We start from the raw sequence: 24,800 nt of genomic DNA, 5'->3' as shown, positions 1-24,800 counted from the left end.
GCTGCTGCCAGGCCCGTGCACGGGCGACCGCTCACGAGGAAGGCTGTCCCATGGCTAACGTCATGTCTCCGATCGTCGCGGAGCGCATCTGGGCCCTGCCGCTGTCAGGGTCCGCCGTCAAGTTCCTCCAGTACCTCGTCTCCCGGAGCGACTTCGGGGGAGCGCTGCCGGTACGCCAGAAGGACATGGCGGCCGAGTACGGGGTCACACCCCAGGCTGTCAGTGGACTCATGGCGCCTCTGTGCGACCTGAACATCGTGCTCAGGCCGCGCAGCGAGGAGCGCACCGGCAACTCGTACCGGCTGCACCCGCTCGCGGCGAAGTACGAGGGCCCCGAGGCCATGGAGGCCGCGTTCCGCACCGCCCTCGTCCGCATCCAGGCGGGCGACCTGCCCAACCTGAAGCTCCCGACCTACCACCAGGCGCCGCCCGCCCCGACGGGCCGCCCGAAGCTCCAGGTCGCCTGACCGGGGCCGGCGGGAGCCGGACAAGACAGAAGGCCCCCCACCGAGGTGGAGGGCCTTCTGCGCCTGAGTAACAGTTGGTGCTCTCACTATATCCGCCCCTCCCCGGGTCCGGACAGCTGGATTGCGCCGCACACGACGTCCGTGTCCCCCGACGAGCCGCTCCGGCGCTGCCGCTGCCGAAACCCCGGGGCGTGGCCTGGTGGCGCGCCGGCCGGGTGGGGCCCGAGGTGGTGGGAGCGCCTCACGGGCTGAGAGAGCCTGAACTCACTGGTTCCAGGTGTGTGCAGGGTTGCTGTCCAGCCAGCGGCGCGCTGCCGTGCGCTCGTCCGGATGGCCGATCTCGGAGGTGGCCACGTAGCGGGCGAATCTGCGGAGAACCTCCGAGTGGTCGGGTGAGGTGACCACCACCGTGCCGATCGAGAACTGTGATGTGGTGCCGCAGCACAGCACGGTCCCGTCACACGACAGCGCGAGGAACTCCGGGCGCCCGTGTGCGCTGCCGAGCAGACCGGATGCGCCCTTCCCCATGATGTCCCACGAGGTCTGCAGTTCGACGCGGATCCACTGTCCAGGGCCTTCTTCCTCGGGCGCGAGCCCGATGAAGAACGAGGGATCGCTCTCGGGGAAGAGGCCTCCTTCCACCGAGAGCCGGTACCAGTCGGCATTCGCCTTCTCGTGGAGCAGTCGGTCTTCGATGTCGACCCAGGCTTCGCTGCGGCCGTCCCCCGGCGGGCAGCTCACCATCTGGCCTGCTACGACGGGCGGCACGAATCCCGTCGGATCGGCACCTCCCTTCTTCACCACCAGCCCGGCCGCGGCGAGACGTTCCTGCCAGTCCTTGTCGTCGTTCATGCGGTTGACGGTAGTCCCGGGAGCCGACGGCTGGAGCAAGGGCTTCGGGAGCGTCGCGCTACTGGATGTTCAGACGGAGCGGGTGCGAAGCGTCGACGGGGCATGTGAACATGCGGAGTTCACCGTACCGGCCGACGTTGAGGCCCGGGTCCCGACCGCTGTTCACGGTGAGCAGCAGCCGGGCCCCCGTACCGCAGGCGACGCAGTCCATCGGCACGAGGTCCGTCAGGTGCCAGCTGAGCCACCCCCCGGCCTTCCACCCCTCGCGACAGGCAAGACCGCGGTGGTACTCCGTGCCGTGGGCCTCCGCCCAGGCCTCCGCCTGCGCAAGGAGCTCCTCGGGCAGCTCGTCCTCGGCCGGCAGGTCGGTCACACCGAGCGGATCGACTACGCCGCAGAACCCATCGTGCCGCCGCCGCGGGCCGGCCGGGCTCGGCTGATTCGGGCGGTCGTGACCGGGAGGCTCTCGCTTAACATTCCCAACAAGCCGTCAGACGAAGGAAGTCCCGTGAGCCAGCCCATCGGCCACCGCCGTTCCCCAGCGCTCGCGCCGGCGCTCGAATCGATGACCCTGCTGGTCGCGGCCGTCATCGTGCACGACAGGGCCGCCCATCGTGTCGTGCTCCTCCAGCGCGGCGAGAACGCCAAGTTCGGCCAAGGGCTGTGGGACCTGCCCGCAGGCAAGAGCGAGCCGGGGGAGCCGATCACGCGAACCGCGGTGCGCGAGCTCTACGAGGAGACCGGCCTCACCGTGAAGCCGGAGGCCCTCAAGGTTGCCCACGTCATCCACGGCGCGTGGGGCGTCGAGTCCCCCAACGGCTTCCTCACCGTCGTCTTCGCCACCCACGAATGGACGGGCGAACCCGAGAACCGCGAACCCGGCAAGCATTCCCAGGTCCGCTGGACCGACGCCGACACCATCCCCGAAGCCTTCGTACCCTCCACGGACGGCGCCCTGCGTGCGTACCTGGACGGAACAGCTCAGGTATCTCTCCACGGGTGGAGCTAGGGATTCCCGCCCGCCCGCCCTCCCGCCCGCCCGGCCGGCCGCGCCGCCCGCCCGCCCGCCTGCCGACGGCACGCGTACGCACACCAGACACGACAAGAGGAGACCCGCAGTGCCGGAGCCGTCGGTTTCGCGACATTCGATCAAGAAGTGTGAAGAAGCGTGGCTCCATGGTGTCGCACTGATCGGACGGGGGGATCGGGCGGCGGCGGCCGATGTCTTCCACGCAGCCGTCACGCACAATCCGCTCGCCGCCGACGCCTGGCTGGGACTCCACGCGACGGGCCGCCTCCAGGGCGAGGCGGTCGACGCCATGAACCGGTACCAGGGCTCCTTCGGAGCCCTGCGCACGCAGTTCCAGATGCGTTTGGCGTCCCAGTTCCAGATCGGTGGCTACGTACGCTTCCGCCTGGAGTGGCCCCGCGACCTGTGGCTCGCGTCGGCGGCCAAGCTGCTCGACGACGGCCGGCTCGACGAGGCGTGGCGCATGCTGTCGTCCGCGCTGCTCGACTGTGACGAGACCCGGTTCGTCTGTACGCGCTACGCCTTCCTGAAGAAGGACTGGCCACTCGTCCTGACCTTCGCCGAGGGGATCAGCGATCGGTTCCTGCGCGACGAGTCGCAGCTGTACGTCGCCTCCGCGCTGGTCGTGCAGGGAGTCTTCCACGAGGCCCTCAACGTACTGAGGCCCCTGCCGCACGCTCTGGGAGGCGAGACCAAGTTCCTCGGTGAGGTCGCCTACCTGCGCGGGTGCGCGTACGAAGGGCTCGGCGACGCCGTGGAAGGGCTGAAGCAGTTCCAGGCCGCCTACCGCTACAGCCCCCGCCTCGCCGATGTGGCCGAGCGGGCGAAGGTGGTCTCGGCGCCGGCATCTGCAGCCGTACCCGCTCAGGCGGTCCCCGACTCCCGGGTGGGTCCGGCGCCTTCCGAGGGCACACCCGGCGAGCCCTCGCACACCGACGAGTCGCGTGGGGCGCTGTTGGACGAGGCGATGGCCGAGCTCGACGCCATGGTGGGCCTGGGGCCGGTGAAGCGGCAGGTGCGCACCATGTCGGCGCAGCTGCGGATGGCCGCCGTCCGCCGGAGCCAGGGGCTGGCGGCGACCTCCGCGCCGCAGCACTTCGTCTTCGCCGGGCCGCCGGGTACCGGCAAGACGACAGTCGCCCGGATCGTCGGAAAGATCTTCGCCGGACTCGGGTTGCTGGAACGCGGACACGTCATCGAGGCGCAGCGCGTCGATCTGGTGGGACAGCACCTGGGAGAAACCGCGATCAAGACGAGCAAGGCCGTCGACAACGCCGTCGACGGGGTCCTCTTCATCGACGAGGCGTACGCGCTGTCCAACTCCGGCTACTCGGGGGGCGACGCCTTCGGCCAGGAGGCCCTCCAGGTCCTCCTCAAGCGAGCCGAGGACGACCGGCACCGCCTGGTCGTCGTTCTCGCGGGGTACTCCGACGAGATCGCGGAGCTGCTGTCCACGAACCCCGGTCTCGCGTCCCGGTTCACCACCCGGGTGGACTTCCCCGCCTACTCCCCGGACGAACTCGTACTCATCGCCCACTCCTTCCTCGGCGCACAGGGCGATGTCCTCACGGAGGAAGCGGAGGCCGCGTTGCGAGCCTCGTGCGAGCGCGCCGTCAGCGACGGGTTGATCGACACGCTGGGCAACGGCCGTTTCGCACGCGAACTCTCCCGGAAGGTCTCCGCCGTACGAGACCTGCGGATCTACGACCTCCACGGCACCTCGGGGGTGCCGTCGCAGGACGAGATCACCACGCTGCACGCGGCCGACGTCATGGCCGCGTACCAGCAGCTCACGGAAGGTGTTTCGCCGACGGTGTGACCGAGCCGGGGTCAGGCTCTCCGACCGCATGCGCGGCGCCCTGGGAAGCGGCGGGTCTCCCAGGGCACCGCGGGTGTCGCGGAACCGCAACAGGGGGGAGCGGTATGTGCATCACGCGACAGTCGGATAAACGATTCAGCTGCCCCGAGGTCACGCACGCTCACGCCGTGTTGCGTGTTCGGGCTGGGCTGCACTCCACGATCTCTCGTGCTGCACGCAGTGTGCTCGGGTGTTCCTCCACCGCCAGCAGCCTGGTGGTGATCAGGATCGCTTGGATTATGCCGACGCCTTCGTCTTTCAGGTGCTGCTGGACGGCGTCCATGTCGGGGTTCGCGTTCAGTAGCCGTCTGCATTCGTCGATCTGATCGCCGATCTGTTGTGCGCGTTCAGGGGTCAGTCCTTGAAAGCTGGCAAGGAGCTCTTCCGCGGTATGGCTGGGCATGTCCGGGATTCTCTCAGTGGCATACCGCCGTTCACCGGCGTTTTCTTACTGGCGGCCCCGACGAAGCCGGGCTGCGTGGGTGTAGACCCGCTTCAGGCGTGGGGTGTCACTGCCAGAAGAACTGCTCGATGACGATCTGTGGTTCGGCGGTGCGGTGGACAAAGGTGTAGCGAAGCCAGCCGTGACCGTGGTCGAAGCAGAGGATGTGGGCGCCGCGGGGTTCGGTGGAGCGGACGGGCTCGATGCTGAGGTTCGCCGTGTCGAGGTGGTCGTCACGGTAGGGGTGGCGGGAGGTCTTCAGTTCGGTGACCGCGTCGATGATCAGGTCTCGCACTCGAGCGGGCAAAGCGTCGCGGTACTCGGCGGCCAGCTTGGTCCAGTCTGCGGCCCAGGGCGGTCCGGTGAGCTCTGCGCTCACTCGCCGGGCCCGAGCGAAGCCACCCGGTGGTGGATTCGGGACGCCTCTTCCAGGAGGTCCTTGGCCTTGTCCGGATCGGCGCACTCGGCGGCCCGCTGCTCAAGATCACGGACGTGGTGGTCGAGCTCGGGGTCCCGGGCGAGGGCGTATTCGCCCCACCATCGCGCCAGAAATGCGGGGGCCGCGCCGATGTCGTAGGTATCGGCGATCTTCGCCCGCCAGTTGGCCTCGAAGTCGGCCAGCAGCTGTGGCGTGTGCGCGGCGATCGCAGCCCGAAGCGCGGGAATGCTGCGCTCGGGCATCGGCGGGACGCCTTGGGAGGGCCCAGGGGCGGTGGGCATCGTGCTCCTCTTCCGGTCGGCGCCCTCCACGATAGTGCGTGATGCTTGTGGCGGGAGGGCAGCCGAGGGGATCCGGCAGCGGCCGTGGTCGCACCGTTTTCGCGATCGGGCAGGTAAAGCGGCCTGGCACCCTGCCGGCGGACCGCGGCTACGACCACGATGAATACGGACGCCTGGTCCGGGCGATCGGGGTCGCACCAGTGATCGGTCGCCCCGGCGTCCTCACGGATCCGGACTCGGAGTGCACCGCTGGGTCGTCCAGCGGACCATCGCCCGGCTCCACGGCTTCGGCCGACTACGGATCCGGTGGGAACGACGCTACGACCACCACGCAGCCCTCCTCGCCCCGCAGCCGCCCGCCTCATCACCGACCGACACGTCCGGCGTCTTCGTGGGGACCTCTGAGCAGGGGCTCGCGGTCCAGGATGCTCTGCTCCCGCTCGGTGAGTTCAGGTCCCTTGAGCAGTGGCCGGCGCAGGCCGCGTGCCGCGGCGAACAGGACGCCGGGCTTGCCGAGGACCGAGGCGGGCTTCTTCATCGTCATGACGTCCGTCAGCGCCTTGACGACGTGGAAGTTGCCGATGGCGGTGCGACTGAGCCGGTGTACGTAGCGGGCCGCGAGTTTGTCGGCCAGGCTGGGGGCTTTGCCGATGGTGCCCGGATAGAACCGGTCCTGGCCGACGGCGAGGAGCCAGGCCGCATCGGCGGGGCGGACGACGGCCTTCTGGGCCTGGGCGGCGAATTCCGGTGCGTTCACGGGCGTCTTGGCGGCCGTGTCGCGCAGGGCGACGGCGCCGAGCGCGGCGGCGGACATGCCGTGGCCGTAGACCGGGTTGAGGCTGGTGGCGGCGTCGCCGAGGACGACGAACCCCGCGGGCATCGCGGCCTTCTCGAACCGGCGCTGGCGGTTGGCGGTGCGGCCGTAGACGACGACGTCGCTGATCGGCTCCGCGCGGGCCAGGAATTCGGCGGCCAACGGGTGGCGGACTGCTCGGGCGAACTCCTCGAAGAGGGCTTCGTCGGCCGTGGGCTCGCCGCCGCGGGTGCCGGAGAGGCTCACGTGCCACTGGCCGTCTTCGATCGAGATGATGGAGACGACCTGGCCGGGCTTTCCTTCCCGCGGGTCCGCCTGGATGTGGATGACGGGCCAGTCCGCTTCGGCACCTTCCGGGGCGCGGTAGCGGCGGCTGGCGTACCGTACGCCGGCGTCCACGACGGTCTCCTCCACCACGGGGCCGCCGATCTGCGCGAGCCACTCCAGCACCTTGGAGCCACGGCCGGTGGTGTCGACGACGAGGTCGGCGTCTATCACGCTCTCCTCCTTCCCCTCCTTCCCCTCGCCGCGGACGCGTACGCCGGTCACCTTGGAGGCGTCGCCCACCAGGGAGGTGACCGTCATGCCCGTGCGCACGCGGACGTTGGGGATCGCCAGGGCGGCGGTGCGCACGCCCCAGTCGATGAGGTCTCGGCTGGCCCCGATGAGGTAGTGGGTCTCGCTCCATCGCCGGTACCAGCCCGCGGCCGAGTAGGAGACCATCCCGTTGGGGATCGGTATGCGGTGCGCGCCGGCCCCCAGCCACCGGTCGGTCGTTCCGGGGAGCAGGTCCTCGATGGCGTCGGCACCGCCCGACCACAGCATGTGGGCGTGGGCCGCCTGGGGGAGTCTGGGCCGGGGCGCGGCGGTTTCGGGGAGCGTTCTGTCGCGTTCGAGGACGAGGACTTCCGCGACGTGCGGTGCCAGTGCAGCGGCCGCGAGGGTGCCGGCCAGGCTGCCCCCGAGGATGACGGCGCGGGTGTGGCCGGTGGGCTGATGGGTCATCGTGTACTGCTCTCTAGGACGGCGGCTTCGCGGGTGGCTCGGACGATGGGCGACTTCGACAGGGCCTGGGACAGGAGTACGAGGCCGGCGGCGTTGACGGCGGAGGAGAGCAGGGGACCGCCGTTGGACTGCTCCTCGGGAACGGCTTCTTGGTTGCCGGTCCTCCTGGTCCACACGATGACGGCATGGGCCAGGGCGGCGGCGTCCGCGATGACGGCCGCGTCTTCGTCGGTCCGGGCCGTCTTGCGGGCCTCGAGGAGTGAGCAGGCGTGTACTTCGGGGTCCAGGAACGGGTGGACGGTGAGGATCCCGTCGTAGATGTCGGATTCCAGCTGGCACACCCGCACGTCGATCGGGGTCCACAGGCCGCGCGTCAGGTTGATGCTGTGCTGCGTGGCCACCCGCAGCTCCTTCCACGCGGGCTGCAGCTGGTAGTACCGGCGCCACGGGCTCACCAGGTTCATGAGCCGCTGGGACAGCAGGGGCAGCACGAAGCCGATACCGATCAGCAGCGCGGACACCGCCGCGATCGGCGGGGCGATCGGCCAGCTCAGGCGGTCCAGGTCGTGGCCGCTCCAGCGGGCGCCGACCGCCGTGAATTTCAGGGCGTCGTAGACCAGGTTGAGGATGTAGCCGATGACGATCAGGACCAGCCCGGCGCGCAGGGGACCGTGGACCACCCTCGCCCAGCGGGTGCACAGGAAAGTCATCGTGACCGCGGCGATGGTGTGCGCGACCAGGTAGAGCACGATCATCTCGCGGATGAACGGCGTGTTCGCGTAGTACGTGTCGAGGTCGACCAGCCGCTCCACCGGGGCGTTTCCCAGCGCGAAGAGCCCGATGATCGCGGTGATGACCGTGATCGTGGCCCCATTGCAGCGGCGGGACCACCGGGCTGCCTGCTCCGCCTCATCGGGGCCGCTGCTCCATCGGATGATGAGCACCAAGTTGGAGCCCGAAAAGGCGGTCAGGATCGAGTACACGACCGGGGCGGCCGCGTTCGGGATGCCGGTGACCCGGTTGATGGCCGCGATGGACGGCACCGCGGCGACGGCGAAGACGCCGGCGGCGACGAAGAGCAGCACACAGACGGACCTCAGCAGTTCGTCCTTGGGGCTACGCCACAGAGCAGGCAGCTTCAGGCAGCCGGCCAGCAGCAGAAGGGCGCCCGGTATGTAGAACGCGACACCGTTGGGAGTGGTCACGAAGCGACCTGCCGGGCTTGGTGGAGCCGAGGGCCATTCATAAGCGGAGTCTTTCTCACTAGGCAGCCACGGTGTGGCGGCGAAGAGTGCCGTACTGGCGGGAAATCCGGGCGATCCCCCGGGTTCCGGAGCCAAGCACAGCGCCGAGGGCTGCAGTGCCTGTCTCCAAGCAATCCTCGCCCGTCTCGGCAGCGGATTCCTTGGCCGCGATGGCGAACGCGATCATCGTGGCCGCGGCCGCGGCCCACGCGTCCTCCGGGCTCACTCCGTCGTCGAGCGCCCGATCGTGACGTGCCGTCATCGTCTGAAGACCGCAGGCGGCCGCCGGTATGCAGTGGTCCGATCCGTTCATCAGCCGTCGCCGAGGGAGGCCTGGATCCTGGCTGCCGGTCCCTCAAGGACCCGCTGCGCGGGGTCGAATTCGACCAGGTGACGAAACCGCCGGCCCAGCATCTGGCCGTACCGCTCGGCCTCGGCTTCGTCGCCGGGCACGGCGTGGGCCCGCGCGGCGACCAGGCGCAGCGTTTCGTCGAGGTCTTCGGCGCTCAGGACGTCATCGCCGAGCAGGCGCGTGGCGACCTCCACCCCCAGGACGTGCCTGCCGCGGTGACCCCGGACCATGTGCCAGATCTCGTGGCCCAGGATGACAAGGGCGTGGAAGGGGCTGGTGCTCTTCGCGACGACGATGACGTCCTCGGTCTCGCGGTCGAGCCAGAGTCCCGAAACGGGGCCGAGGCCCTGGGGGAAGTCCCGGCGCACGATGCGTACGGGGCGTGCAGGGCCTGCGGGGCGTACGGGGCGTGTGGAGGCCCCGCGGTGATCGGTGAGGTACACGGCGATTCGGTCGATCAGGTCATCGATGTCGCTGGGCGCGGGCTCGCCGAGGCCGGCGTACAACTCGTCGCACAGCCGGACCATCTCCTCTTCCAGCTGCCGGTCCCGTCGCCGGTTGCGCACGATCCCCACCCTTGACTCCTCGCCTGCGCACCGCGTGCCGTGCAGCGCTGATGCGTGATCCCCTTGCGTCCCTGCCACCGTGGACACGTAACTCATGTCGATCTCGGCTGGTCGTCCAGGATGAGGTTCAGGAGATCCTGCATCGCGGCCAGGGTCTCGGGGGCACCCCGGAAAGCGATCGACCGCAGCTGGAACCGCTCCTTGAGCTCGCGCAAGCCGGTGAGCTGCTGCGCCTGCTCGTGCGCGAGCCTCTCCTCCAGCGCGCGGTTGAGCGCCTGGGAGGGCGTCGCGGTCAAGAAGCCGCGGGGGACCTTGAAGAGGTCCTCGATCCGGGAAGCGAGCTCGAGGCTGGGTACCTTGCGGCCCTTGAGGAGTTCACCGACCCACTGGGGAGTCACCTCGGCTTCCTCGGCGATCTCGGCCTGTGTGTACTGGCCGCCGTCCGGGCGCAGGCGGGTTTCCCGGAGGAAAGCCAGCCGCTGCGCCACCTGTTGCTGGAAGTCGGTCTGGGGCATGGGGCGACGGGTCAGCCCCGCCCGCACGACGCTCACCGGGAGGCCCGTACTCATCGACAGCGGTTCCGGGTCGAGGACCGTGGCCCAGTCGAGATCGGCTTCCTCGATCAGCTCTTCCAGGAGACCGAGGCTCTTCAGGTGCGGGTCACCCTCATGGGTCACGGATTCTCCTGGCGGGGTCTGGTGACTGTGCGGCGGCCGGAGGATAGCCCACCCACCTGCGAAACCACTAGATCAGAGCGACGATCGATTCCACAACTGAAACGATCGTTGATACCTCACCACGGTCAGGGCGGCCGCTCCGGCATCCCGGCGGACGGGAGGTGACGAGGGCTACCGACCAGCCCGGAGCCGGGAGTTCGGTCCGGCCCGTCCGTCACGTCAATGCTTGACGCCAAGAACGGTGGCTGCACCGCAGGGCGAAAGGACCGTTTCATGGTGTGAATCGATCGCTGACATGAACGTGTCGTGCGTAGCCGGATCCTGACGCGTGATCGAGAGGTTCATCGAGAGGATCACAGCCCCGATCGGGCGCGGACCTGTCTGCATATAGTCTGATCAAGACCTTTGTGAACAAGTTCAGGAATTGGGGGGCCGGTGTACCGTCACCGCGTCATGATCTCCGCCGCCGTCGTCGCGGCAGCCGTCGGCTTCGTACCCGCCACGGCGCAGGCAGCGGGTCCGTCCGCCGACCCCGGCCGCGCCGCGACCGCCACCTCCCCGGCCCCCAAGGCCGGTTCCGCGAAGGACGCCACGGCGCAGGACGCCACCGCACAGGACGCCTCCGCGCGGGAGGCGGCCAAGGAGGCCGCCGCGAAGGACACTGCCGCAAAGGTCGCCAAGGCCAAGGCCAAGGCTGGGGCCAGGGCCGGGGCGCCGGCGGCAACGACCGGATCCGGCGCGTCGGCACGCGGGCAGCAGAGCGAGTGGTTCGAGGTGGGGATGGGTACGTCCACCTCCTACGCGCACACCATCGGACTGGCCACCTCCGTCAGCACCGACCTGACCAACAGCTTCGTCCAGTTCGATGTCGACTGGGGTGACAGCACCACCGACCAGGACTTCGGCAACGCCGGCGCGTTCGTGTACTTCAAGCACAAGTACGCCGAGGTCGGCTCCCACACGATCACGATCACGGCGACCGACCTGCTCACCAAGGAGACCTCCACCACCACCAAGGACGTCGTCGTGGACGGCTCCGAGTTCACCCCGCACGCGCCGACCCGGCTGCTGGACACCCGCGACGGCACCGGCACCGGTACCGGCACAGGCACCGGCACCTCGGCCGGCCGCCCCGTCGCCCCGTACGCCACGACCCGGGTGAAGGTCGCCGGCAACGCCGGCATCCCGGCCGGGGTGACCGCCGTGGCCCTGAACATCACTGCCACGAACACCTCGGCGGGCGGGCACGTCATCGCGTACGCCTCCGGCAAGCCGCAGCCGACCACCTCGAACGTCAACTTCGCGGCGGGCCAGACCGTGCCGAACCTGGCGATCGTGCCGGTCGGCGAGGACGGGTACGTCGAGCTGGCCAACCGCAGCGAGGGCCCGGTGGACCTGATCGCTGACGTGACGGGCTACTTCACCCGCTCCGCCGCCAGCGGATACACCTCCGTGAAGCCGTCCCGGCTCGTCGACACCCGGGAGGGACTGGGTACGGCCAGGGGCCAGGTCGCCGCTCAGAGCACCTTCGGTGTCCAGATCGCCGGTCAGGGCGGGCTGCCGGCCAAGGGCGTTACGGCCGTGGCCCTCAACGTCACGGTGACCGGGCCGAAGAGCTCCGGCCACCTGACCGTGTTCCCGAGCGGTCAGCAGGCGCCGTCCACGTCGAGCGTGAACTTCGCCGCCGGGCAGACGGTCGCCAACGCGGTGATCGTGCCGGTCGGACCGGACGGCAGGATCAACGTCCGCAACGGCGCCTGGAGCCCGACCGACGTGATCGTGGACGTCACCGGCTACTACAGCGCCGACGGCGAGGCCGCCTACCTGCCGGTGGAGCCCAGGCGCATGCACGACTCGCGGACCTCCGACTGGCCGCTCGCCGGCCAGGCCTACCACCACGAGACCCTGTGGACGTACGGTATGGCGCTCGAGGCCCTCGTCCTGAACACGACGGTGACCAACCCGCAGGGCAGCGGGCACCTCTCGGTCGCTCCGGACCCGAACAGCATGGATGACTACATCGCCGGCAAGGCGGTCCGGCCGACCCCGCCGGACTCGTCCGTCCTGAACTGGACGAAGGACGCCACCGTCGCGAACCTGGTGCAGGCGAGCACCGGCAGCACCGATGTCGTCGACTTCTGGAACCGGGGCTGGCAGCCGACCGACCTGATCGTCGACCTGTTCGGCATGTACGACAAGAACTGACGCCCGCCCGCACCGTGCGGCGCCACGCACCGGCCGCCCGCCCCTCCAGGGACGGGCGGCCGTCGTGGTTCCCGCTGCACGGTCGGGCTGCCCCGGGCTGCCCCAGGCCGGCGCCGGCTGCCGCGCGACGGTTTGAGAAGACCTGGGCAGTCGGACCTCCGTGCTCTCTCAGCCGGCGTGGAGGATCCGAAAGCGATCGGGTTCCGCCGGATCTCGATCAACGACTTGGATGGGCGTCCATGGCCATTGCCACACGCTGATGCCCGGCGTGCGGGAGAACCGGATCTGGCCGCGGGTGCCTTCGACTGCGACGCGCGGCCAGGATTCGGCAGTGCGCGCCCGGTCCGCGCCGTGAGAACGCAGCACATCGGCGAGGACGGCGACCGTGTCGTAGCCCTCGAAGGCGACGAAGGAGGGCGCTTCGCCCAGCCGCTCACGGAGGGCCGTCTCGACCCGTGCACCGAGTGGACCGAGGCGCTCGGGCAGGTAGCGCAAGAACGGGATCGCGGCGCCGTCGTCGCCCAGCAACGTCGCCCATTCGGCGAACTCCGGTTGCCCGGCCGGAGCACCCATCATGATCTCGGCGAGGCGCTGGTCGCGGCGGACGGACTTGACGATCGACACTGCCGGCTCCGGGTTGCCGACCAGAAGAAGGAGGGCTGTCGCGCGACTGTCGACGAGCTCGTCGCACAGGGCCGCGGGGGCGAGCGCGCGCATGTCGAGTTCGATGACGGTGCCGCCGCGTGGAGCGAGGTACTCCCGCAGAATGCGGGCCCCGGATGCCCAGTAGACGCTCGACTCGACTGCTACGGCGATGCGGCTGTGGCCCGCGCCGAGGAGGAAGTCCGCGTAGATCTGCCAGCCGCGGGACTGCGCCGGGGCGAGGCGCGCGACCCATTCCGTGGGCTGTTCGGTGAGCGCGTCGAGAACCGCTGACGAGCAGAGGAACGGCAGGCCGAGGGCGTCGGCCCTGGCGGCAGCGGCGCGCGCGACGACGCTGTGGTACTCCCCGGCCAAGGCGGACACGCCCAGGCGAGCCAATTCGTCCACGGCCGCCGTGGCCCTCTGTGGATCGGCCGCGGTGTCTCGGACCACCAGCTCGAGTGGTCTTCCGACGATCCCGCCGGCTTCATTGACTTCGCGAACGGCCAGCTCGAGTCCAGCGAGCAAGTGTTGCCCTGCCTCGACCCAGCCAGGCCGAGTCAGCGGAACGAGAGCGCCGATCTGGACGGATGACCCGTCAGTCCGCCCCGCTCCAGGTGGCGATGGTGGCGTATTCATGCGTGGGCGTCTCCTGTCTGATGATTCGGTTGCAGTTTGCCCGGATCGCAGAGTGGCGAGGCCCGGTGGTACGCGTTCATCTCATCCCGCCGTGGCGGGCGCACCTGGGTGACCATGCCGGACATTGCATCCACCATCAGTGGAAGGCTTCTTGAAGCCTGGCAGCTCAGCGAACAAATAACCGGTTGCCTGTTGGCGATGGCCGCGCCCACCCCGCCCAGCCCCTGGCCCCCGCCGCTCTGCACGAGGCCGGGGTGGCTTCGCAGCAGTCCGCGTCAGGAAGGCGGCCTCGGGACACACCGATGTCCGCCGTCGCGGTCTGCGACAACTCCACGCTGTCGGCCGCTCCACGCGCCAGCGTCGGCATCACCTTCGGCCGGACCTTGATGACCCCCTCCTTCGGGGATAGGTCGGCGGCCTACAGTTGACGCTCGCCCGTACGGGCACACAACCGAAGAGAGGCACCGCGTGACGACACGTACTTGGCTGTTACGGCGAAGGACCCCGCTCAAGGCGGCGACCGTCGCCCTGGCCGCGCTCGCCGCCCTGACCATCCAGGCCGGTCCGGCCGCCGCCGACGACGAGCCGCCCATCTGCGGCTACCAGATCGGCGGGGAAATCCGGGCGAAGTACCAGGGGATCGGCGGCGAGACCTCGCCCCTGGGCTGCCCCACCTCGGACGAGCTGACCACCCCCAACGGGCGCGGCAAGTACAACACCTTCGACGGCGGCTCGATCTACTGGACCCCGACGACTGGCGCCCACCCCGTCTGGGGCGCGATCCGCGACAAGTGGGGGGAGCTGCGCTGGGAGGAGGGGAAGCTGGGCTTTCCGGTCGGCGACGAGCTCACCAACCCCGACAACCTGGGCAAACGTCAGGAGTTTGAGGGCGGCACCGTCTACTGGCATCCGGTCTGGTCCAGGGGCGCGCACCCGGTCTGGGGCGAGATCGGCAAGCAGTGGGGCGTGTTTGGGTGGGAGGGCGGCGAGTTCGGCTACCCGACCAGCGATGAGGTCTGGGACTCGTCGTTCCACGGCGTTCGTCAAACGTTCTCGGGCAGGCAGCAGATCGCGATGACGTGGAGCCCCGGGGTCGGCGAGAACGCCGACAAGAATCAGTGCAGGACCGAGTGCGTGGGGTACCAGGCCCCGTCTTCGGCGACGTGGGTGCAGAAGACATCTGTTGACCGGCTCGTGAGCAACGGCCAGATCACAGTCGAGGTGATTCCCACTGAGGCCGGGTTCGAGGACGCGAAGAACGAAACCGACTACGACAAGGTCTGGAACCAGGCGTGGCTTTCGGTTCCCTACCCGAAGGCATGGCTGACCGACGCGCAGGGCTCGTCGCTGTACAAGCAACTCGCCTGCCATGCCAAGTACGCCACCAAGAACTCCGATGGCACTCATGCCGGTGGCGAAGAGTGGAATCTCGAATCCCGGCGGCCCGATGTTTCCTGGGACTACGCCATGAACCCTCTGTTCGTGGCGTTCCACGGGTGCAACTGGGAATGACCTCGATCCTTCGTCACGGTCCGTCGGCTTCTCCTGCGGGACCTTCCGGCGTGGATCTGATCGCGAACAGGGTGACGACCCGGCTGTAGCGTCGGGTGGGCGTCCGGACGGTCGTCCGTGGGGTGCCCACCGGCTCACGTGGGGCCGTCGCCGACGTGGAGCAGGACTGTCGTCCAGACGTACGGGCCCACGGACCGGACCTGGCCCCGGACGGTGTATCCGTCGGGGAGGAGCCCTGCGGCGGGCGTCAGGCACAGCCCGTTGCCGATGCCGATGCCGATGCCGTTCTCGTGGCCGGGATCCGGGACGACCTCCAGGTCGTGGAAGACCGGCTCGCGGGGGAGGTCCAGGGCGGTGGCCGCCTTGTAGAAGGCCTCCTTCGCCGAGAACATCACCGTGAGGAGCCGTCCGCCTCCGCCTCCGACTCCGCCCCCGTCGCCGCCGGCCACCAGGGCGCGCTCCTGTGGTGTGCAGACGAGGCCGGCGGTCTCCGGTGAGAGCCGGCCGACGCGTTCGACGTCGACGCCCACGGCGGACACGTCCGTCCGGGTGGTGGCCAGACAGGTGGCGACCGCGCCCCGGCAGTGGCTGATGGATCCCCGCACCCCCGTCGGGAATCGGGGGCGCCGGGCCTCGCGCAGGACCGGCCCCGACCGGCCCAGCAGCCGCAGGGCGTCGGCGGCCGCGGCGCGCCCCGCGGCGAAGTCGCGTCGGCGGCCCGGTGAGCTTCCCCGCATCAGGGCCCGCTCCGCCGGATGCATGCCGGCCCCGTCCGCGTCCCCGTACCCATCTCCGTACCCGTCCGCCAGGCGCAGGACGGCGATCACGTCCCGCGCGGGGCGCACGGCCAGGACCGGGGTCGCTGTGCCTCTCAAGGAGGGGCCGCCCGTGTCTCCAAGGTGACAGATTCCGTCCATCCGGCAGTCCTTCCCCTCGCTTTTATCGGGCTTTCATGGCGGCGCCCCACCATCAGGACTCCCGGCAGAGCGAGGAGGAGGTCCATGTCCAGAGGGTGCACGATCCCGTCACGCGGGCACGCTCCACGACGGACCGTCGGCGGGTTCGAGACCCAGCTCGTCCCGGAGCATGGTCCTGAGCGCCTGGAAGGCGCTGAGCGCCTCACCGCGTCGGCCCGACTCCCGCAGGGACTCGATCAAGGAGTGGTGGAACCACTCGTTGAAGGGGTGCGTGGCGACCAGGTCGCGCAGTTCGGGTACGAGGTGGATGTGGCGGCCGCGGCGCATCTCCGCCTCGACGCGCACCTGGTGGGCCCGTACGCGCAGCTCCTCCAGGTACTGGACGTGACCGGTGAGGACCCGCCCCGGGCGCACCGTGGACAGGGCGCGGCCCTGCCACAGCGCCAGCCCCTCACGGCAGGCGGCGACGGCCTCGTCCGGCCGGTCCCGGGCGAGCAGCCGCTCGCTGTCCCGGAGGAGCCGCGTGAACCGTGTGGCATCCAACTGCTCGGGGTCGATGTCCAGGAGATAGCCGGACCGGCGGGTGTGCACCAGCTGTTGGGCCGGGAGCTCCAGGACCTCGTCGAGCTGGCGGCGCAGATGGTAGACGTGCGTGCGCAGGGTGCTGAGCGCCCAGCGCGGGGGCCGCTCCTCCCACAGCTCGTCGACGAAGGTGTCGACCTCCACCACCTGGCCCGCTCGCAGCAGGAGCAGGGCCATCACCTTGTTCACCATCGGGCCGCGCAGGGTGTGGGGGGTGGTGCCCGTGGAGACGCCGAGAGCGCCGAGCACCGAGAAACAGATCTGGCCGGCCACTGCTGCCAGCACCTCCGTCAGTCCGCCGGCGACACCGTGCGCATCGCCGTTCACCGGCTGGAATACAAGCACGCAGGTGGGCCGTGTCCGGCGGCTCTGCCCCGCAAGAAGCGCACGGCTGCGCCTAAAGAGACATCCGCACAGAAGGTGGAATCATGACCGAATCGTCGCAGGTGCTTATCGTCGGAGCGGGCCCGGTGGGGCTCGTCACGGGGATCGAACTCCTCAGGCGCGGCGTGCCGGTGCGCGTCGTCGACCGCTCCGAGCGTCCCAACCCCCACTCCAAGGCGATCGCCCTGTGGCCGCGGGGCATCGAGGCCCTGGCCCGGTTCGGTGCCGCGGACGAACTGCACCGGCGCGGCGTGGTGCTGCGCGCACAGAACTACCACTCGCAGGGGGAGCGTGTCGCCCGTCTGGCGTTCGGCGGAATGCGCCGCACGCGCTACCCGTACGCCCTGTCGATTCCGCAGCAGGAGACGGAGGCGGTCCTGCGGGACACCTTCCGGGGGCTGGGCGGGACGATCGAGTTCGGGACGTCCCTGACCTCGTTCACCCAGGACGGCGCCGGGGTGAGCGCCGAGCTGGAGACGGCGCGGGGCCGGGTGACGGAACGCGTCGGCTGGCTCGTCGGCTGCGACGGCGCGCACAGCAGGGTCCGCGAGGTGCTGGGAGTGCCCTTCCTGGGCAGTTCGTATCCGCAGCAGTTCCTGCTGACGGACGGTCCGGTCCGTACCTCGCTGGCCCATGACGAGGTCCACTACTTCATGTCGGCCGCCGGAGTGCTGGTGGTGGTGGGGCTGCCGGGCGGCATGTACCGGACGTTCGTGAGCGCGGCGCCCGACCTGGCGGTGGACGACGCCCGGGACGCCGTGCAGCGCGCGGCCTCGGAGCGGTGCCCGGTGCCGATCGAGCTGATCGGCGAGCAGCGCACCGGGGTGTTCCGGGTGCACCGCAAGGTGGCCGACCGGCTGCGGGTCGGCCGGGTGCTGCTGGCGGGCGACGCCGCGCACATCCACAGCCCGGCGGGCGGTCAGGGGCTGAACACCGGTATCGAGGACGCGGCTTCGCTGGCCTGGCGCCTCGCCGGGGTGCGCGAGGGCCGGTGGGGCGACGAGGCGCTCGCGCAGTGGGAGGAGGAGCGGCTCAGGGTCGCGCGGGCCGTGGTCGGCGACACCGACCTGCAGACGCGGATGTGGACGATGAGCGGCTGGCGTGCGCGGGCCCGCGACGCGGCGCTGGGGGCCGCGGGACGCAGCGGTGTCCTGAACCGCGTCGTCGTGCCGCGCCAGGCGCAGTTGTCATTCGCCCATCCGGGGCCGCGGCAGCAGGCCGGCCATCTGCGGACCGGGATGCGGCTGCCGGACGTACCGCTCGACGCGGAGCGCGGGCGCTGGCTGCGGGACGAGCTCGGCGCCCCGGCCCCGCTGCTGCTGCTGTTCCCCGGAACGGGCAGGCACCGCAGGGACGTCGAGGGCGTGGCCGATATCTTTCGGAAGGCCCACGAGAGCATCCGCGTCACAGTGATTTCCGATGCGAACAATATCGGCCACTCCTTGCTGAGGCTGAGCCGTCCGTGTGCCGTTCTCGTACGGCCCGACGGGACGGTTGCCGCGCTGAGCAACCCGTTTCGTGACGAACTCCACTCGGCGGTACGAGATTTGGCCGGGCAAACCGCCCCGGTGCGGTAGTTAGGATGACACGGTGCTTCTTTCAGAATTTTCGCAATTTCCGATCCCTGCTGTTCTGTTCGCCGACGGAGTATTCGCCCATCCTGAGGGAAAGACCGTCCAGGGGGTGATCCGGCACAGTACGGTGCTCCGCCCCGTGGCGGTCGTCGACCGCTCCCACCCCCACCCGACCTCGGCATCCGTACTGCCGGGAACCGACGTCCCCGTCGTCGGGTCCGTCGCCGAGGCCATGAAATACGGCCCCGAGGCGTTGGTGGTGGCGCTGACCGAGTCCGATTTCGGTGAGTCGCTGGACGGCAAGTTCCTCCACACGCCGAGAGATCCGGGCGACCTGCCGGACCTCTGGTGGGACGAGATACGCACCGCCGTTCGCGGTGGCCTCCACGTCATTTCCTGTCTCCATGTGCAGCTGCTCGACACGGAATTTGCCGGGATGCTCTCGGAAGGGCAGCGCATTGTCGACGTAAGGCGTCCGCACGAGGTGCTGCCCAAGTATTCCGGACGGGTTCCCAGGAGACGCGCCAAGCTGATTCACGTCGCCGGCAGCGACTGTGTCGTCGGAAAGCGCACCACCGCTCTCCAGATGCACCGGGAAGCCCTTTCCCGCAAGATCGACTCTGGCTACGTGGGAACCGGCCAGACCTGTCTGCTCGCCGGATGCACCGAAGGCGCGATCATCGACCGGACACCGGTGTTCCAGGCGGCCGGCCTCGTCGAGCACCTGGTCCAGCAGGCCGACGCCCGCCACGATCTGCTGATCATCAAGGGTCAGGCGTCCGTCATGCACCCGGCGTTCGGCGGCCTGGCCAGCGCGATCCTTCAGGGTTCGCAGCCCGACGCGGTCGTCTTCGCGCACGACGCCGAGCGCGTCTCGCGCTACCACTGGGACCATCTGCCCCTCGCCGACCTGGAGACGGAGATCCGCATGGTCGAAGCGCTCGGCGGCGCCCCCGTCGCGGCCATCGCCACCCGCGGCCGGGACAACGTGCGCCGGCTCCGCCATCTGGGACTCCCGGTCGCCGACGTCCTCGACGGTGACGGTGCGGCGGTCCTGCTCGACGCGGCCGAGGCCGTGTGGTCCGCGGCGCGGGACGACGGCCGGGCGGGGGCCGGGCGGTGAGCGTGGAGGTGGTGCTGCGCGCGGTGGCCGCCTTCGCCGAATGCCCGACCTGGGACACGGCCGACGGAACGCTGCTGTGGGTCGACATGAACCGCAGCGAGGTGCACCGGCTGTGCCCCCCGGACGGCACCGACACGGTCCTCCGCTTCGAACAGCCCGTCGCCGCCGCCAAGCCCCGGGCCGACGGCGGCCTGGTGCTCAGCATGCGCGACGGTGTGGCGGTGTGCGAGCCCGACGGGTCGCTGCGCCCGCTCGCCGACTGGTCGGCCGAAGGCGTACGGGGCAACGACGTGGGCGTCGACGGGCGGGGCCGCCTCTGGGTCGGCACCATGGCCGGCCCGTCCGCCCCGGGCTGGCTGGGCCGTGTCTCCCCCCAGGGCCTGACGCACCGCGCGCTCTCGGGCACCCGCCTGAGCAACGGCATCGCCTGGAGCCCGGACGGCCGGCGGATGTACTTCGTCGACACCCCCACGTGCCGTATCGACGTGCTCGACTACGACCTGTCCACGGGGGAGGCCTCCGGCCCGCGTCCGTTCGCCGAACTGACCGGCACGGCCGGCGTGCCCGACGGTCTGTGCGTCGACACCGACGGGGGCGTGTGGGTCGCCCTCTTCCGTGGCGGCGCGGTCCGCCGCTACACGCCCCGGGGCACGCTCGACCGGGAGATCCGTTTCCCCGCCGCGCTCACCACGGCGTGCGGCTTCGGCGGGACGGACCTGACCGACCTCTACGTCACCACGGCACGGCGTGCGCCCGAACACGACGAACCGCTCGCGGGCAGCGTCTTCGTCGTGCCCGGTGCGGGCCAGGGCCTCGCTCCCACGGCGTTCGCCGGCTGAGGACGTTTCACGGGGCGGCCGCGCGGTCGGGCTCCGGCCGCGCGACGGGGGAGGAGGCGAAGGCCTGGGAGACCCGGACCAGCCACCGCACATCGGCGGAGAAGTCCAGGTCGTCCGGGCTCATCACCGACACGGGTCCGGCGTCGTCCACCCGGTCCTCCGTGCCGTCCCGCCCGTCCCTCGCGTCCCGCCCGGGCCGCGCCGCAAGGGCGGCCGCGATGCGCGCCGCCTCCCACCGCGCCCGCTCCTCCTCGCTCCCGTCCGGCCCCGGGGCGGGAGCCAGCCCGGGGGAGACCTGCCCGCCCAGGGCCAGGCAGCCGTCCCTGATCTCGATCACCCGCCGGTGCAGGCGGAAACGCAGGTCCCACAGGGCGAAGAGGTCGCTGCGGGGAGCGGGCTGCAGGGACGTCTCGGGGTGGGCCCGGTACAGGGCGTACCAGAGCGGGCGCAGCAGGCGGAAGCGGCGGTAGTCGGCCCACCAGGCCTGAACCGCCTGCACCCGCGAGCCCCACAACGGCGCCGTCCACCCGATGGTGTTCAGGGTCAGCCCCACGGTCAGACAGGTCCGCGTGACGTCCGCCCAGGCGGACGGGTCCCATCCGCGGTGCACGAGGAACACGTCCGCGAACCGCCCCAGGGAGTAGACGAGGTCGAGGCACGAGCCGACCGCCGCGGTCCGCAGTCCGCGCCGTACCCAGACGTCCTCGGTCAGCCGGGCGTAGAACCAGCATGCCTTCGCCACCACGGCCTTCCCGAGGGCGAAGGCCGTGAGGTAGACGACCTGGTAAGCCACGAAGTACGGCTGTTCCCGCGGGTGTACGAAAGTGTTCCGGGGGTGTCCGTGCAGCACGGCGAGCTCGAAGAGGACGGCCATCGCCAACGGCACACAGGCCAGCAGGGCCAGCCGGCGGCGCGCGCGGACGCGGGCCTCTTCCCGCGGGTGCAGCCAGTGGATGAGCAGCACCTGCTGGCAGGCGATCGCCGCGATGATCCACATCTGGACGGAGACGTTGTACCAGGTGACCGTGCCGAAGAGCTTCCCGGTCAGGCGGGTGGGGGCGGACATGGCGAGGTACATGCCCTGGCAGCCGAAGGACGCGCACAGGGCGACGAGCGCCGGTTCCGGTCCGCGCCGCAGGACCGGCGGGAGGGTGCGGGCGAACGCCAGCCAGCAGACCAGTGCGCCCAGCGGGTAGCGGACACTGTTCATGTCCGGTCCCGGCGGCGCCAGTCGAGGGAGCCCTGGATGCGGCCGAGTACCCCGTCCGTCTCGGCGGCGGCCGTGCCGGGCTGCGAGCGCAGGCCTTCACCGAGGAGGAACGCCATCACCTCCGCCTCCCGCTCCTGGGTGTCGGAGTAGTTGTCCCGGCACAGCAGGTCCTGCACCAGGGACGGGTCGAGGTCCGGGAAGAGCGCGGCGACGGCCGGCGAGCCGGCGGTCCCGCTGCGGTGGCCGCACAGCATGTGCGCCAGCTCGTGGGCGATGATGTGCTCCTGGTGGTGCCGGCTGGTGTGCTGCTCGTAGACGACGTAGTCGGCGTCCGAGAAGGCCAGCCACAGCCCGCACGGACCGGACGCGTCCAGGGGCATGGGCAGCAGATGGATGGGCCGGCCCCGGGAGCCGCTGAGGTGGTCGCACAGGGTCATGAGGTCGTAGGACTCGGGCAGCCCGAAGGTGGCCAGCCGCTGCCGGCTCTCCCGGCGCAGCGCCTGGAGGTCGGACCGGCGCCGGTGCCGCTGTAGGAATCGCATCGGCGGTCTATTCCCCGGCACCCGCAGTGCCGCCGGTGTCTCTGCCCTCCGGGTCGTCGGCCGTCCCGTTGCCGCGGCCCGCCTGCCCGCGGGAGGAGGCCGCCGAGTGCAGCAGGCTGACCTCGCGGATGATGCGCGCCAGGTGCTTGCGGCCGGAGTCGTCCATGCTCATGGCCCGCAGGGCGATGTCACGGACTTCGGCGTTGCCCATCGCCGAGGCGATGGCGAGCTGTGCGTCGACCCGCTCGGTGGTGTCGTCGTCGAAGAAGTACGCGGCAGGCACACGGAAGAACGCCGCCAGCGCCTCCAGATGCCGCTTGGTGGGGTTGTCGCGCTGTCCGGTGCGCAGCTGCCAGACGTACGTCTTGGAGAACGTGCCGCCGCTCAGTTCGCTGCAGCCACGAGCGACCTCTTCGTAGGTGTACTCCCGGCCGTTGGTGCGGATGGTCCGGAAGAGTTTGTCGACCTTGTCGGCCAAGGGGGGCATCAACACTCCTTCTGTCCGCCAGCGTGAACCAGCAGGGCGATGGCGCCCATCGTAGTTGACAGCCCGCAGGCCCGCACCTACGGTCGGATCGTTAGCTGAGATGAACAAGCGGGTGTATGCCGGCAGCCGTCAACAATCGGACGGCCGGTACGGGGGCCCGATTCGGGGAGGCTTGGGTGGGAAACATCTCTGTGCCGGAACATGCCGACGCGCACCGTGCGGCGGGCTGCGCGGGCTGCGCGGGCTGCGCGGGCTGCGCGGGCTGCGCGGGCTGCGCGGACCGAGCGCCGGACCGGCCCGGCCCACGGCTGAGGAAGGCCGCCGCCGACGCGCTGGCCCGCTACGCGGACGCCCTGACGGCCGAGGGCCATCCGCTCGTGGAGCTCCCGGAACTGTGGCGGGACACCCGCGCCCGGGCCGCCCTGGTCCTCGAGGAGTGCGCCCGCGCCCTTGACGCAACCGACCGGTCCCGGACGCGCGGACACCTGGACCGCGTACGGCCCGCGGAGGCGTCCTTCCGCGAGCTCGGCGCCCGGTGGGCCGCCGCGGACCTCGGGCTCGCCGACTGCCTGTCCGCCATGGACCGGCTCACGGACGCCCTCGTCGCGACGGTGGACGCGGCGGGCAGGGAGCCGGGCGCCGACCATGCGGCGGACGTCGTGCGCCGGGTGTCCGCCCGCCACACCCGGGCCGCGGCCCACGGCTACGAGACCCAGCTGCGGGCGCACCGACCGGCCCCGGGCGACGACTGCTGCGGCCGCATGGCCCGCGACGTCCACGACCACCTGGGCGGCAGCCTCGCCCTGGCCTTCCGCCACCTGGAACTCCACCGGCTCAAGACCCGGACCGCGGGCGCGGACGATCCGGGAACGGAGCGGCACCTCGCGGCGATCCACGACGCGCTGCAGGAGGCCACCGCCCTCACGCGCGGCCTGGTGACCGGACTGCGCGAGACCCGCAGCACCGTGCGGGACGGCCTCGAGGAATCGCTGCGCCGCCACGCGGACCGGCTCAACCTGGCCGGACTTCCCGTGCGGCTGACGGTGGAGGGCGACGCGTCGCGGGTGCCGCCCGCCCACCGCCGGGAGATCGTCCTCGTCGTCGGGGAATTCCTGCGCAACTCCTTCACCCACGCCGATCCGCAGGCCGTCACGATCGGTGTACGGATCTCACACCACCGCGTCGAGGTGCAGGCCACCGACGACGGGCGGGGCTTCCACTACGACACCCTCCGCGAACACCGGGGCGGGCTGACGGCCATGCGCGAGCGGGTGACCCAGATGGGCGGACGCTGCCTGCTGCTCAGCGCTCCGCAGAAGGGCACCCGGCTGCTGCTGTGGGTGCCGCTGACCAGCGGCCACGGGCCGCACCCGGGGGAGACATGGAACTCATTCGCATCCTGATAGCCGACGATCACACCCTGCTGCGTGACGCGCTGGCGGAACTCCTCGACGCAGAGGAGGACTTCGAGGTGGTGGCCGTGGCCGGCACCGCCGCCGAGACCGTGCGCCTGGCCGCCGAACTCCGGCCCCACGTACTCCTCCTGGACATCGAGATGCCCGGCAACCAGGACCCGGCCACCACCGTCCGGCACCTGCGCCGGGCCGCGCCGGAGACCCAGGTCATGGTGCTGACCATGCATGACGACCCCGGGCTGGTCCAGGCGCTGCTGCCGCTCGGCATCCGGGGGTTCCTGCACAAGACCGTGAGCCACCAGTCGCTGGCCGGCACGGTGCGCGACGTGTGCGCCGGTGGCAGCCGGGTCACCATCTCGCTCTCCGCCCGGAGCCTGGCCGCTCCCGCACCCGCGGACATCGCGCCGCTCTCGGTCCGCGAGACGCAGGTCATGGAGCTCGCCGCCAGCGGACTGAGCAACTACCGCATCGCACGCCGACTCGACATCGCCGAGGGGACCGTGAAACGCCATATGCGCAACATCTTCGACAAGCTGGACGCGGGATCCCGGGTGGAGGCGGCCAACAAGGCGGTGCAGCGCGGTCTGATCGCTCCTCCCGTGACCGCCCCTCGCGGGGTACGGGACCCCCGCAGCCTGCCGGACGTCGTACTCCGGGGCCCGCACAGCCTGCCGGACACCGTCCTGTGGTAGATCCGGGCCG

General features: G+C 70.5%; 26 protein-coding genes. 10 read left to right on the top strand and 16 right to left on the bottom strand.

Going from position 1 to position 24,800, the window contains the following annotated elements:
• The first annotated feature begins 50 nt into the window (after positions 1 to 50).
• On the top strand, positions 51 to 467 hold the full coding sequence (locus ACGFYQ_RS31060) for a hypothetical protein (protein ID WP_393749503.1): 417 nt from the start codon (positions 51 to 53) through the stop codon (positions 465 to 467).
• Between the two features lie 264 nt (positions 468 to 731).
• Here the strand turns inward: ACGFYQ_RS31060 and ACGFYQ_RS31055 are convergent, their stop codons facing one another.
• Together ACGFYQ_RS31055 and ACGFYQ_RS31050 are read right to left on the bottom strand one after the other, a co-directional pair.
• Positions 732 to 1,319 (bottom strand): hypothetical protein, encoded by a 588-nt coding sequence (locus ACGFYQ_RS31055; protein WP_393749502.1) that lies wholly within the window; start codon positions 1,317 to 1,319, stop codon positions 732 to 734.
• Between the two features lie 58 nt (positions 1,320 to 1,377).
• Entirely contained in the window at positions 1,378 to 1,692 is a 315-nt protein-coding gene (locus tag ACGFYQ_RS31050) for a hypothetical protein (RefSeq protein ID WP_393749501.1), read from the bottom strand.
• Between the two features lie 102 nt (positions 1,693 to 1,794).
• On the opposite strand from ACGFYQ_RS31050, the gene ACGFYQ_RS31045 reads away from it, so the two are divergent.
• A complete protein-coding gene (locus ACGFYQ_RS31045; RefSeq protein WP_393749596.1) occupies positions 1,795 to 2,328 on the top strand; it encodes an NUDIX domain-containing protein in 534 nt (177 codons plus the stop codon).
• Between the two features lie 109 nt (positions 2,329 to 2,437).
• Complete coding sequence (locus ACGFYQ_RS31040) at positions 2,438 to 4,168, top strand: AAA family ATPase (RefSeq protein ID WP_393749500.1); 1,731 nt, start codon at positions 2,438 to 2,440, stop codon at positions 4,166 to 4,168.
• A 160-nt stretch (positions 4,169 to 4,328) separates the two neighbouring features.
• Here the strand turns inward: ACGFYQ_RS31040 and ACGFYQ_RS31035 are convergent, their stop codons facing one another.
• The 8 genes from ACGFYQ_RS31035 to ACGFYQ_RS31000 form a co-directional block, all read right to left on the bottom strand.
• Positions 4,329 to 4,610: a hypothetical protein gene (locus ACGFYQ_RS31035; protein WP_393749499.1), complete on the bottom strand. Its 282-nt coding sequence runs from the start codon at positions 4,608 to 4,610 to the stop codon at positions 4,329 to 4,331.
• A gap of 106 nt (positions 4,611 to 4,716) precedes the next feature.
• Positions 4,717 to 5,028 carry a hypothetical protein gene (locus ACGFYQ_RS31030; protein WP_393749498.1) on the bottom strand — a complete coding sequence of 104 codons (312 nt, stop codon included), beginning with the start codon at positions 5,026 to 5,028 and terminating at the stop codon, positions 4,717 to 4,719.
• A complete protein-coding gene (locus ACGFYQ_RS31025) occupies positions 5,025 to 5,369 on the bottom strand; it encodes a hypothetical protein (protein ID WP_393749497.1) in 345 nt (114 codons plus the stop codon). Before ACGFYQ_RS31025 ends, ACGFYQ_RS31030 begins: the two co-directional genes overlap by 4 nt.
• 364 nt (positions 5,370 to 5,733) lie before the next feature.
• Positions 5,734 to 7,188, bottom strand: coding sequence for a pyridine nucleotide-disulfide oxidoreductase (locus ACGFYQ_RS31020; RefSeq protein ID WP_393749496.1), 1,455 nt, complete (start codon positions 7,186 to 7,188; stop codon positions 5,734 to 5,736).
• On the bottom strand, positions 7,185 to 8,393 hold the full coding sequence (locus ACGFYQ_RS31015) for a DUF6545 domain-containing protein (RefSeq protein WP_393749495.1): 1,209 nt from the start codon (positions 8,391 to 8,393) through the stop codon (positions 7,185 to 7,187). The genes ACGFYQ_RS31020 and ACGFYQ_RS31015 overlap by 4 nt, the downstream gene beginning before the upstream one ends.
• 58 nt (positions 8,394 to 8,451) lie before the next feature.
• Entirely contained in the window at positions 8,452 to 8,745 is a 294-nt protein-coding gene (locus ACGFYQ_RS31010) for a hypothetical protein (RefSeq protein WP_393749494.1), read from the bottom strand.
• Complete coding sequence (locus ACGFYQ_RS31005) at positions 8,745 to 9,359, bottom strand: toxin-antitoxin system, toxin component (RefSeq protein ID WP_393749493.1); 615 nt, start codon at positions 9,357 to 9,359, stop codon at positions 8,745 to 8,747. Before ACGFYQ_RS31005 ends, ACGFYQ_RS31010 begins: the two co-directional genes overlap by 1 nt.
• 83 nt (positions 9,360 to 9,442) lie before the next feature.
• The gene (locus ACGFYQ_RS31000) at positions 9,443 to 10,027 is read right to left on the bottom strand and encodes a helix-turn-helix transcriptional regulator (protein WP_393749492.1); all 585 of its coding nucleotides are present in this window, start codon (positions 10,025 to 10,027) and stop codon (positions 9,443 to 9,445) included.
• Between the two features lie 435 nt (positions 10,028 to 10,462).
• On the opposite strand from ACGFYQ_RS31000, the gene ACGFYQ_RS30995 reads away from it, so the two are divergent.
• The gene (locus ACGFYQ_RS30995; RefSeq protein ID WP_393749491.1) at positions 10,463 to 12,232 is read left to right on the top strand and encodes a hypothetical protein; all 1,770 of its coding nucleotides are present in this window, start codon (positions 10,463 to 10,465) and stop codon (positions 12,230 to 12,232) included.
• Between the two features lie 168 nt (positions 12,233 to 12,400).
• Here ACGFYQ_RS30995 and ACGFYQ_RS30990 read toward each other — a convergent pair whose 3' ends face one another.
• Entirely contained in the window at positions 12,401 to 13,513 is a 1,113-nt protein-coding gene (locus ACGFYQ_RS30990; RefSeq protein ID WP_393749490.1) for an ABC transporter substrate-binding protein, read from the bottom strand.
• Positions 13,514 to 13,981: 468 nt separating this feature from the next.
• Here ACGFYQ_RS30990 and ACGFYQ_RS30985 point away from each other — a divergent pair, with 468 nt between their 5' ends.
• Positions 13,982 to 15,025 (top strand): DUF2599 domain-containing protein, encoded by a 1,044-nt coding sequence (locus tag ACGFYQ_RS30985; RefSeq protein WP_393749489.1) that lies wholly within the window; start codon positions 13,982 to 13,984, stop codon positions 15,023 to 15,025.
• A 134-nt stretch (positions 15,026 to 15,159) separates the two neighbouring features.
• Here the strand turns inward: ACGFYQ_RS30985 and ACGFYQ_RS30980 are convergent, their stop codons facing one another.
• Positions 15,160 to 15,900, bottom strand: coding sequence for a 4'-phosphopantetheinyl transferase superfamily protein (locus ACGFYQ_RS30980; protein WP_393749488.1), 741 nt, complete (start codon positions 15,898 to 15,900; stop codon positions 15,160 to 15,162).
• Between the two features lie 150 nt (positions 15,901 to 16,050).
• Complete coding sequence (locus ACGFYQ_RS30975) at positions 16,051 to 16,851, bottom strand: BTAD domain-containing putative transcriptional regulator (protein WP_393749487.1); 801 nt, start codon at positions 16,849 to 16,851, stop codon at positions 16,051 to 16,053.
• Positions 16,852 to 16,952: 101 nt separating this feature from the next.
• Here ACGFYQ_RS30975 and ACGFYQ_RS30970 point away from each other — a divergent pair, with 101 nt between their 5' ends.
• The 3 genes from ACGFYQ_RS30970 to ACGFYQ_RS30960 all read left to right on the top strand — a co-directional run bounded on the left by ACGFYQ_RS30970 (position 16,953) and on the right by ACGFYQ_RS30960 (position 20,444).
• Complete coding sequence (locus ACGFYQ_RS30970) at positions 16,953 to 18,485, top strand: FAD-dependent oxidoreductase (protein ID WP_393749486.1); 1,533 nt, start codon at positions 16,953 to 16,955, stop codon at positions 18,483 to 18,485.
• Positions 18,486 to 18,591: 106 nt separating this feature from the next.
• A complete protein-coding gene (locus ACGFYQ_RS30965; protein ID WP_393749485.1) occupies positions 18,592 to 19,605 on the top strand; it encodes a DUF1611 domain-containing protein in 1,014 nt (337 codons plus the stop codon).
• Positions 19,602 to 20,444, top strand: a complete 843-nt coding sequence (locus tag ACGFYQ_RS30960) for an SMP-30/gluconolactonase/LRE family protein (RefSeq protein WP_393749484.1) — start codon at positions 19,602 to 19,604, stop codon at positions 20,442 to 20,444. The genes ACGFYQ_RS30965 and ACGFYQ_RS30960 overlap by 4 nt, the downstream gene beginning before the upstream one ends.
• Positions 20,445 to 20,451: 7 nt before the next feature.
• Here the strand turns inward: ACGFYQ_RS30960 and ACGFYQ_RS30955 are convergent, their stop codons facing one another.
• Genes ACGFYQ_RS30955 through ACGFYQ_RS30945 form a run of 3 tightly spaced genes read right to left on the bottom strand, consistent with a single transcriptional unit; the run spans position 20,452 to position 22,683 of the window.
• Positions 20,452 to 21,654 carry an MAB_1171c family putative transporter gene (locus ACGFYQ_RS30955; protein ID WP_393749483.1) on the bottom strand — a complete coding sequence of 401 codons (1,203 nt, stop codon included), beginning with the start codon at positions 21,652 to 21,654 and terminating at the stop codon, positions 20,452 to 20,454.
• Positions 21,651 to 22,196: a toxin gene (locus ACGFYQ_RS30950; protein WP_393749482.1), complete on the bottom strand. Its 546-nt coding sequence runs from the start codon at positions 22,194 to 22,196 to the stop codon at positions 21,651 to 21,653. Before ACGFYQ_RS30950 ends, ACGFYQ_RS30955 begins: the two co-directional genes overlap by 4 nt.
• Positions 22,197 to 22,203: 7 nt before the next feature.
• Complete coding sequence (locus ACGFYQ_RS30945) at positions 22,204 to 22,683, bottom strand: helix-turn-helix domain-containing protein (protein WP_393749481.1); 480 nt, start codon at positions 22,681 to 22,683, stop codon at positions 22,204 to 22,206.
• Between the two features lie 176 nt (positions 22,684 to 22,859).
• Between ACGFYQ_RS30945 and ACGFYQ_RS30940 the strand changes: the two genes are divergently transcribed.
• Together ACGFYQ_RS30940 and ACGFYQ_RS30935 are read left to right on the top strand one after the other, a co-directional pair.
• Positions 22,860 to 24,086, top strand: a complete 1,227-nt coding sequence (locus ACGFYQ_RS30940) for a sensor histidine kinase (RefSeq protein ID WP_393749480.1) — start codon at positions 22,860 to 22,862, stop codon at positions 24,084 to 24,086.
• Positions 24,065 to 24,790 (top strand): response regulator, encoded by a 726-nt coding sequence (locus ACGFYQ_RS30935; protein WP_393749479.1) that lies wholly within the window; start codon positions 24,065 to 24,067, stop codon positions 24,788 to 24,790. The genes ACGFYQ_RS30940 and ACGFYQ_RS30935 overlap by 22 nt, the downstream gene beginning before the upstream one ends.
• The last annotated feature ends 10 nt before the right edge of the window (positions 24,791 to 24,800 follow it).

This window comes from Streptomyces sp. NPDC048258, from assembly GCF_043201995.1.
Lineage (GTDB): Bacteria > Actinomycetota > Actinomycetes > Streptomycetales > Streptomycetaceae > Streptomyces.
The sequence above is the reverse complement of the archived record's forward strand: the minus strand, read 5'-3'. Positions and strand labels throughout refer to the sequence as shown.

Bases quoted from the DNA above. Each gene is read 5' to 3' on its own strand.
- ACGFYQ_RS31060 (WP_393749503.1), top strand. From the start codon at position 51: ATGGCTAACGTCATGTCTCCGATCGTCGCGGAGCGCATCTGGGCCCTG.
- ACGFYQ_RS31055 (WP_393749502.1), bottom strand. From the start codon at position 1,319: ATGAACGACGACAAGGACTGGCAGGAACGTCTCGCCGCGGCCGGGCTG.
- ACGFYQ_RS31035 (WP_393749499.1), bottom strand. From the start codon at position 4,610: ATGCCCAGCCATACCGCGGAAGAGCTCCTTGCCAGCTTTCAAGGACTG.
- ACGFYQ_RS31025 (WP_393749497.1), bottom strand. From the start codon at position 5,369: ATGCCCACCGCCCCTGGGCCCTCCCAAGGCGTCCCGCCGATGCCCGAG.
- ACGFYQ_RS31020 (WP_393749496.1), bottom strand. From the start codon at position 7,188: ATGACCCATCAGCCCACCGGCCACACCCGCGCCGTCATCCTCGGGGGC.
- ACGFYQ_RS31010 (WP_393749494.1), bottom strand. From the start codon at position 8,745: ATGAACGGATCGGACCACTGCATACCGGCGGCCGCCTGCGGTCTTCAG.
- ACGFYQ_RS30990 (WP_393749490.1), bottom strand. From the start codon at position 13,513: ATGAATACGCCACCATCGCCACCTGGAGCGGGGCGGACTGACGGGTCA.
- ACGFYQ_RS30970 (WP_393749486.1), top strand. From the start codon at position 16,953: ATGACCGAATCGTCGCAGGTGCTTATCGTCGGAGCGGGCCCGGTGGGG.
- ACGFYQ_RS30955 (WP_393749483.1), bottom strand. From the start codon at position 21,654: ATGAACAGTGTCCGCTACCCGCTGGGCGCACTGGTCTGCTGGCTGGCG.
- ACGFYQ_RS30950 (WP_393749482.1), bottom strand. From the start codon at position 22,196: ATGCGATTCCTACAGCGGCACCGGCGCCGGTCCGACCTCCAGGCGCTG.
- ACGFYQ_RS30945 (WP_393749481.1), bottom strand. From the start codon at position 22,683: ATGCCCCCCTTGGCCGACAAGGTCGACAAACTCTTCCGGACCATCCGC.
- ACGFYQ_RS30935 (WP_393749479.1), top strand. From the start codon at position 24,065: ATGGAACTCATTCGCATCCTGATAGCCGACGATCACACCCTGCTGCGT.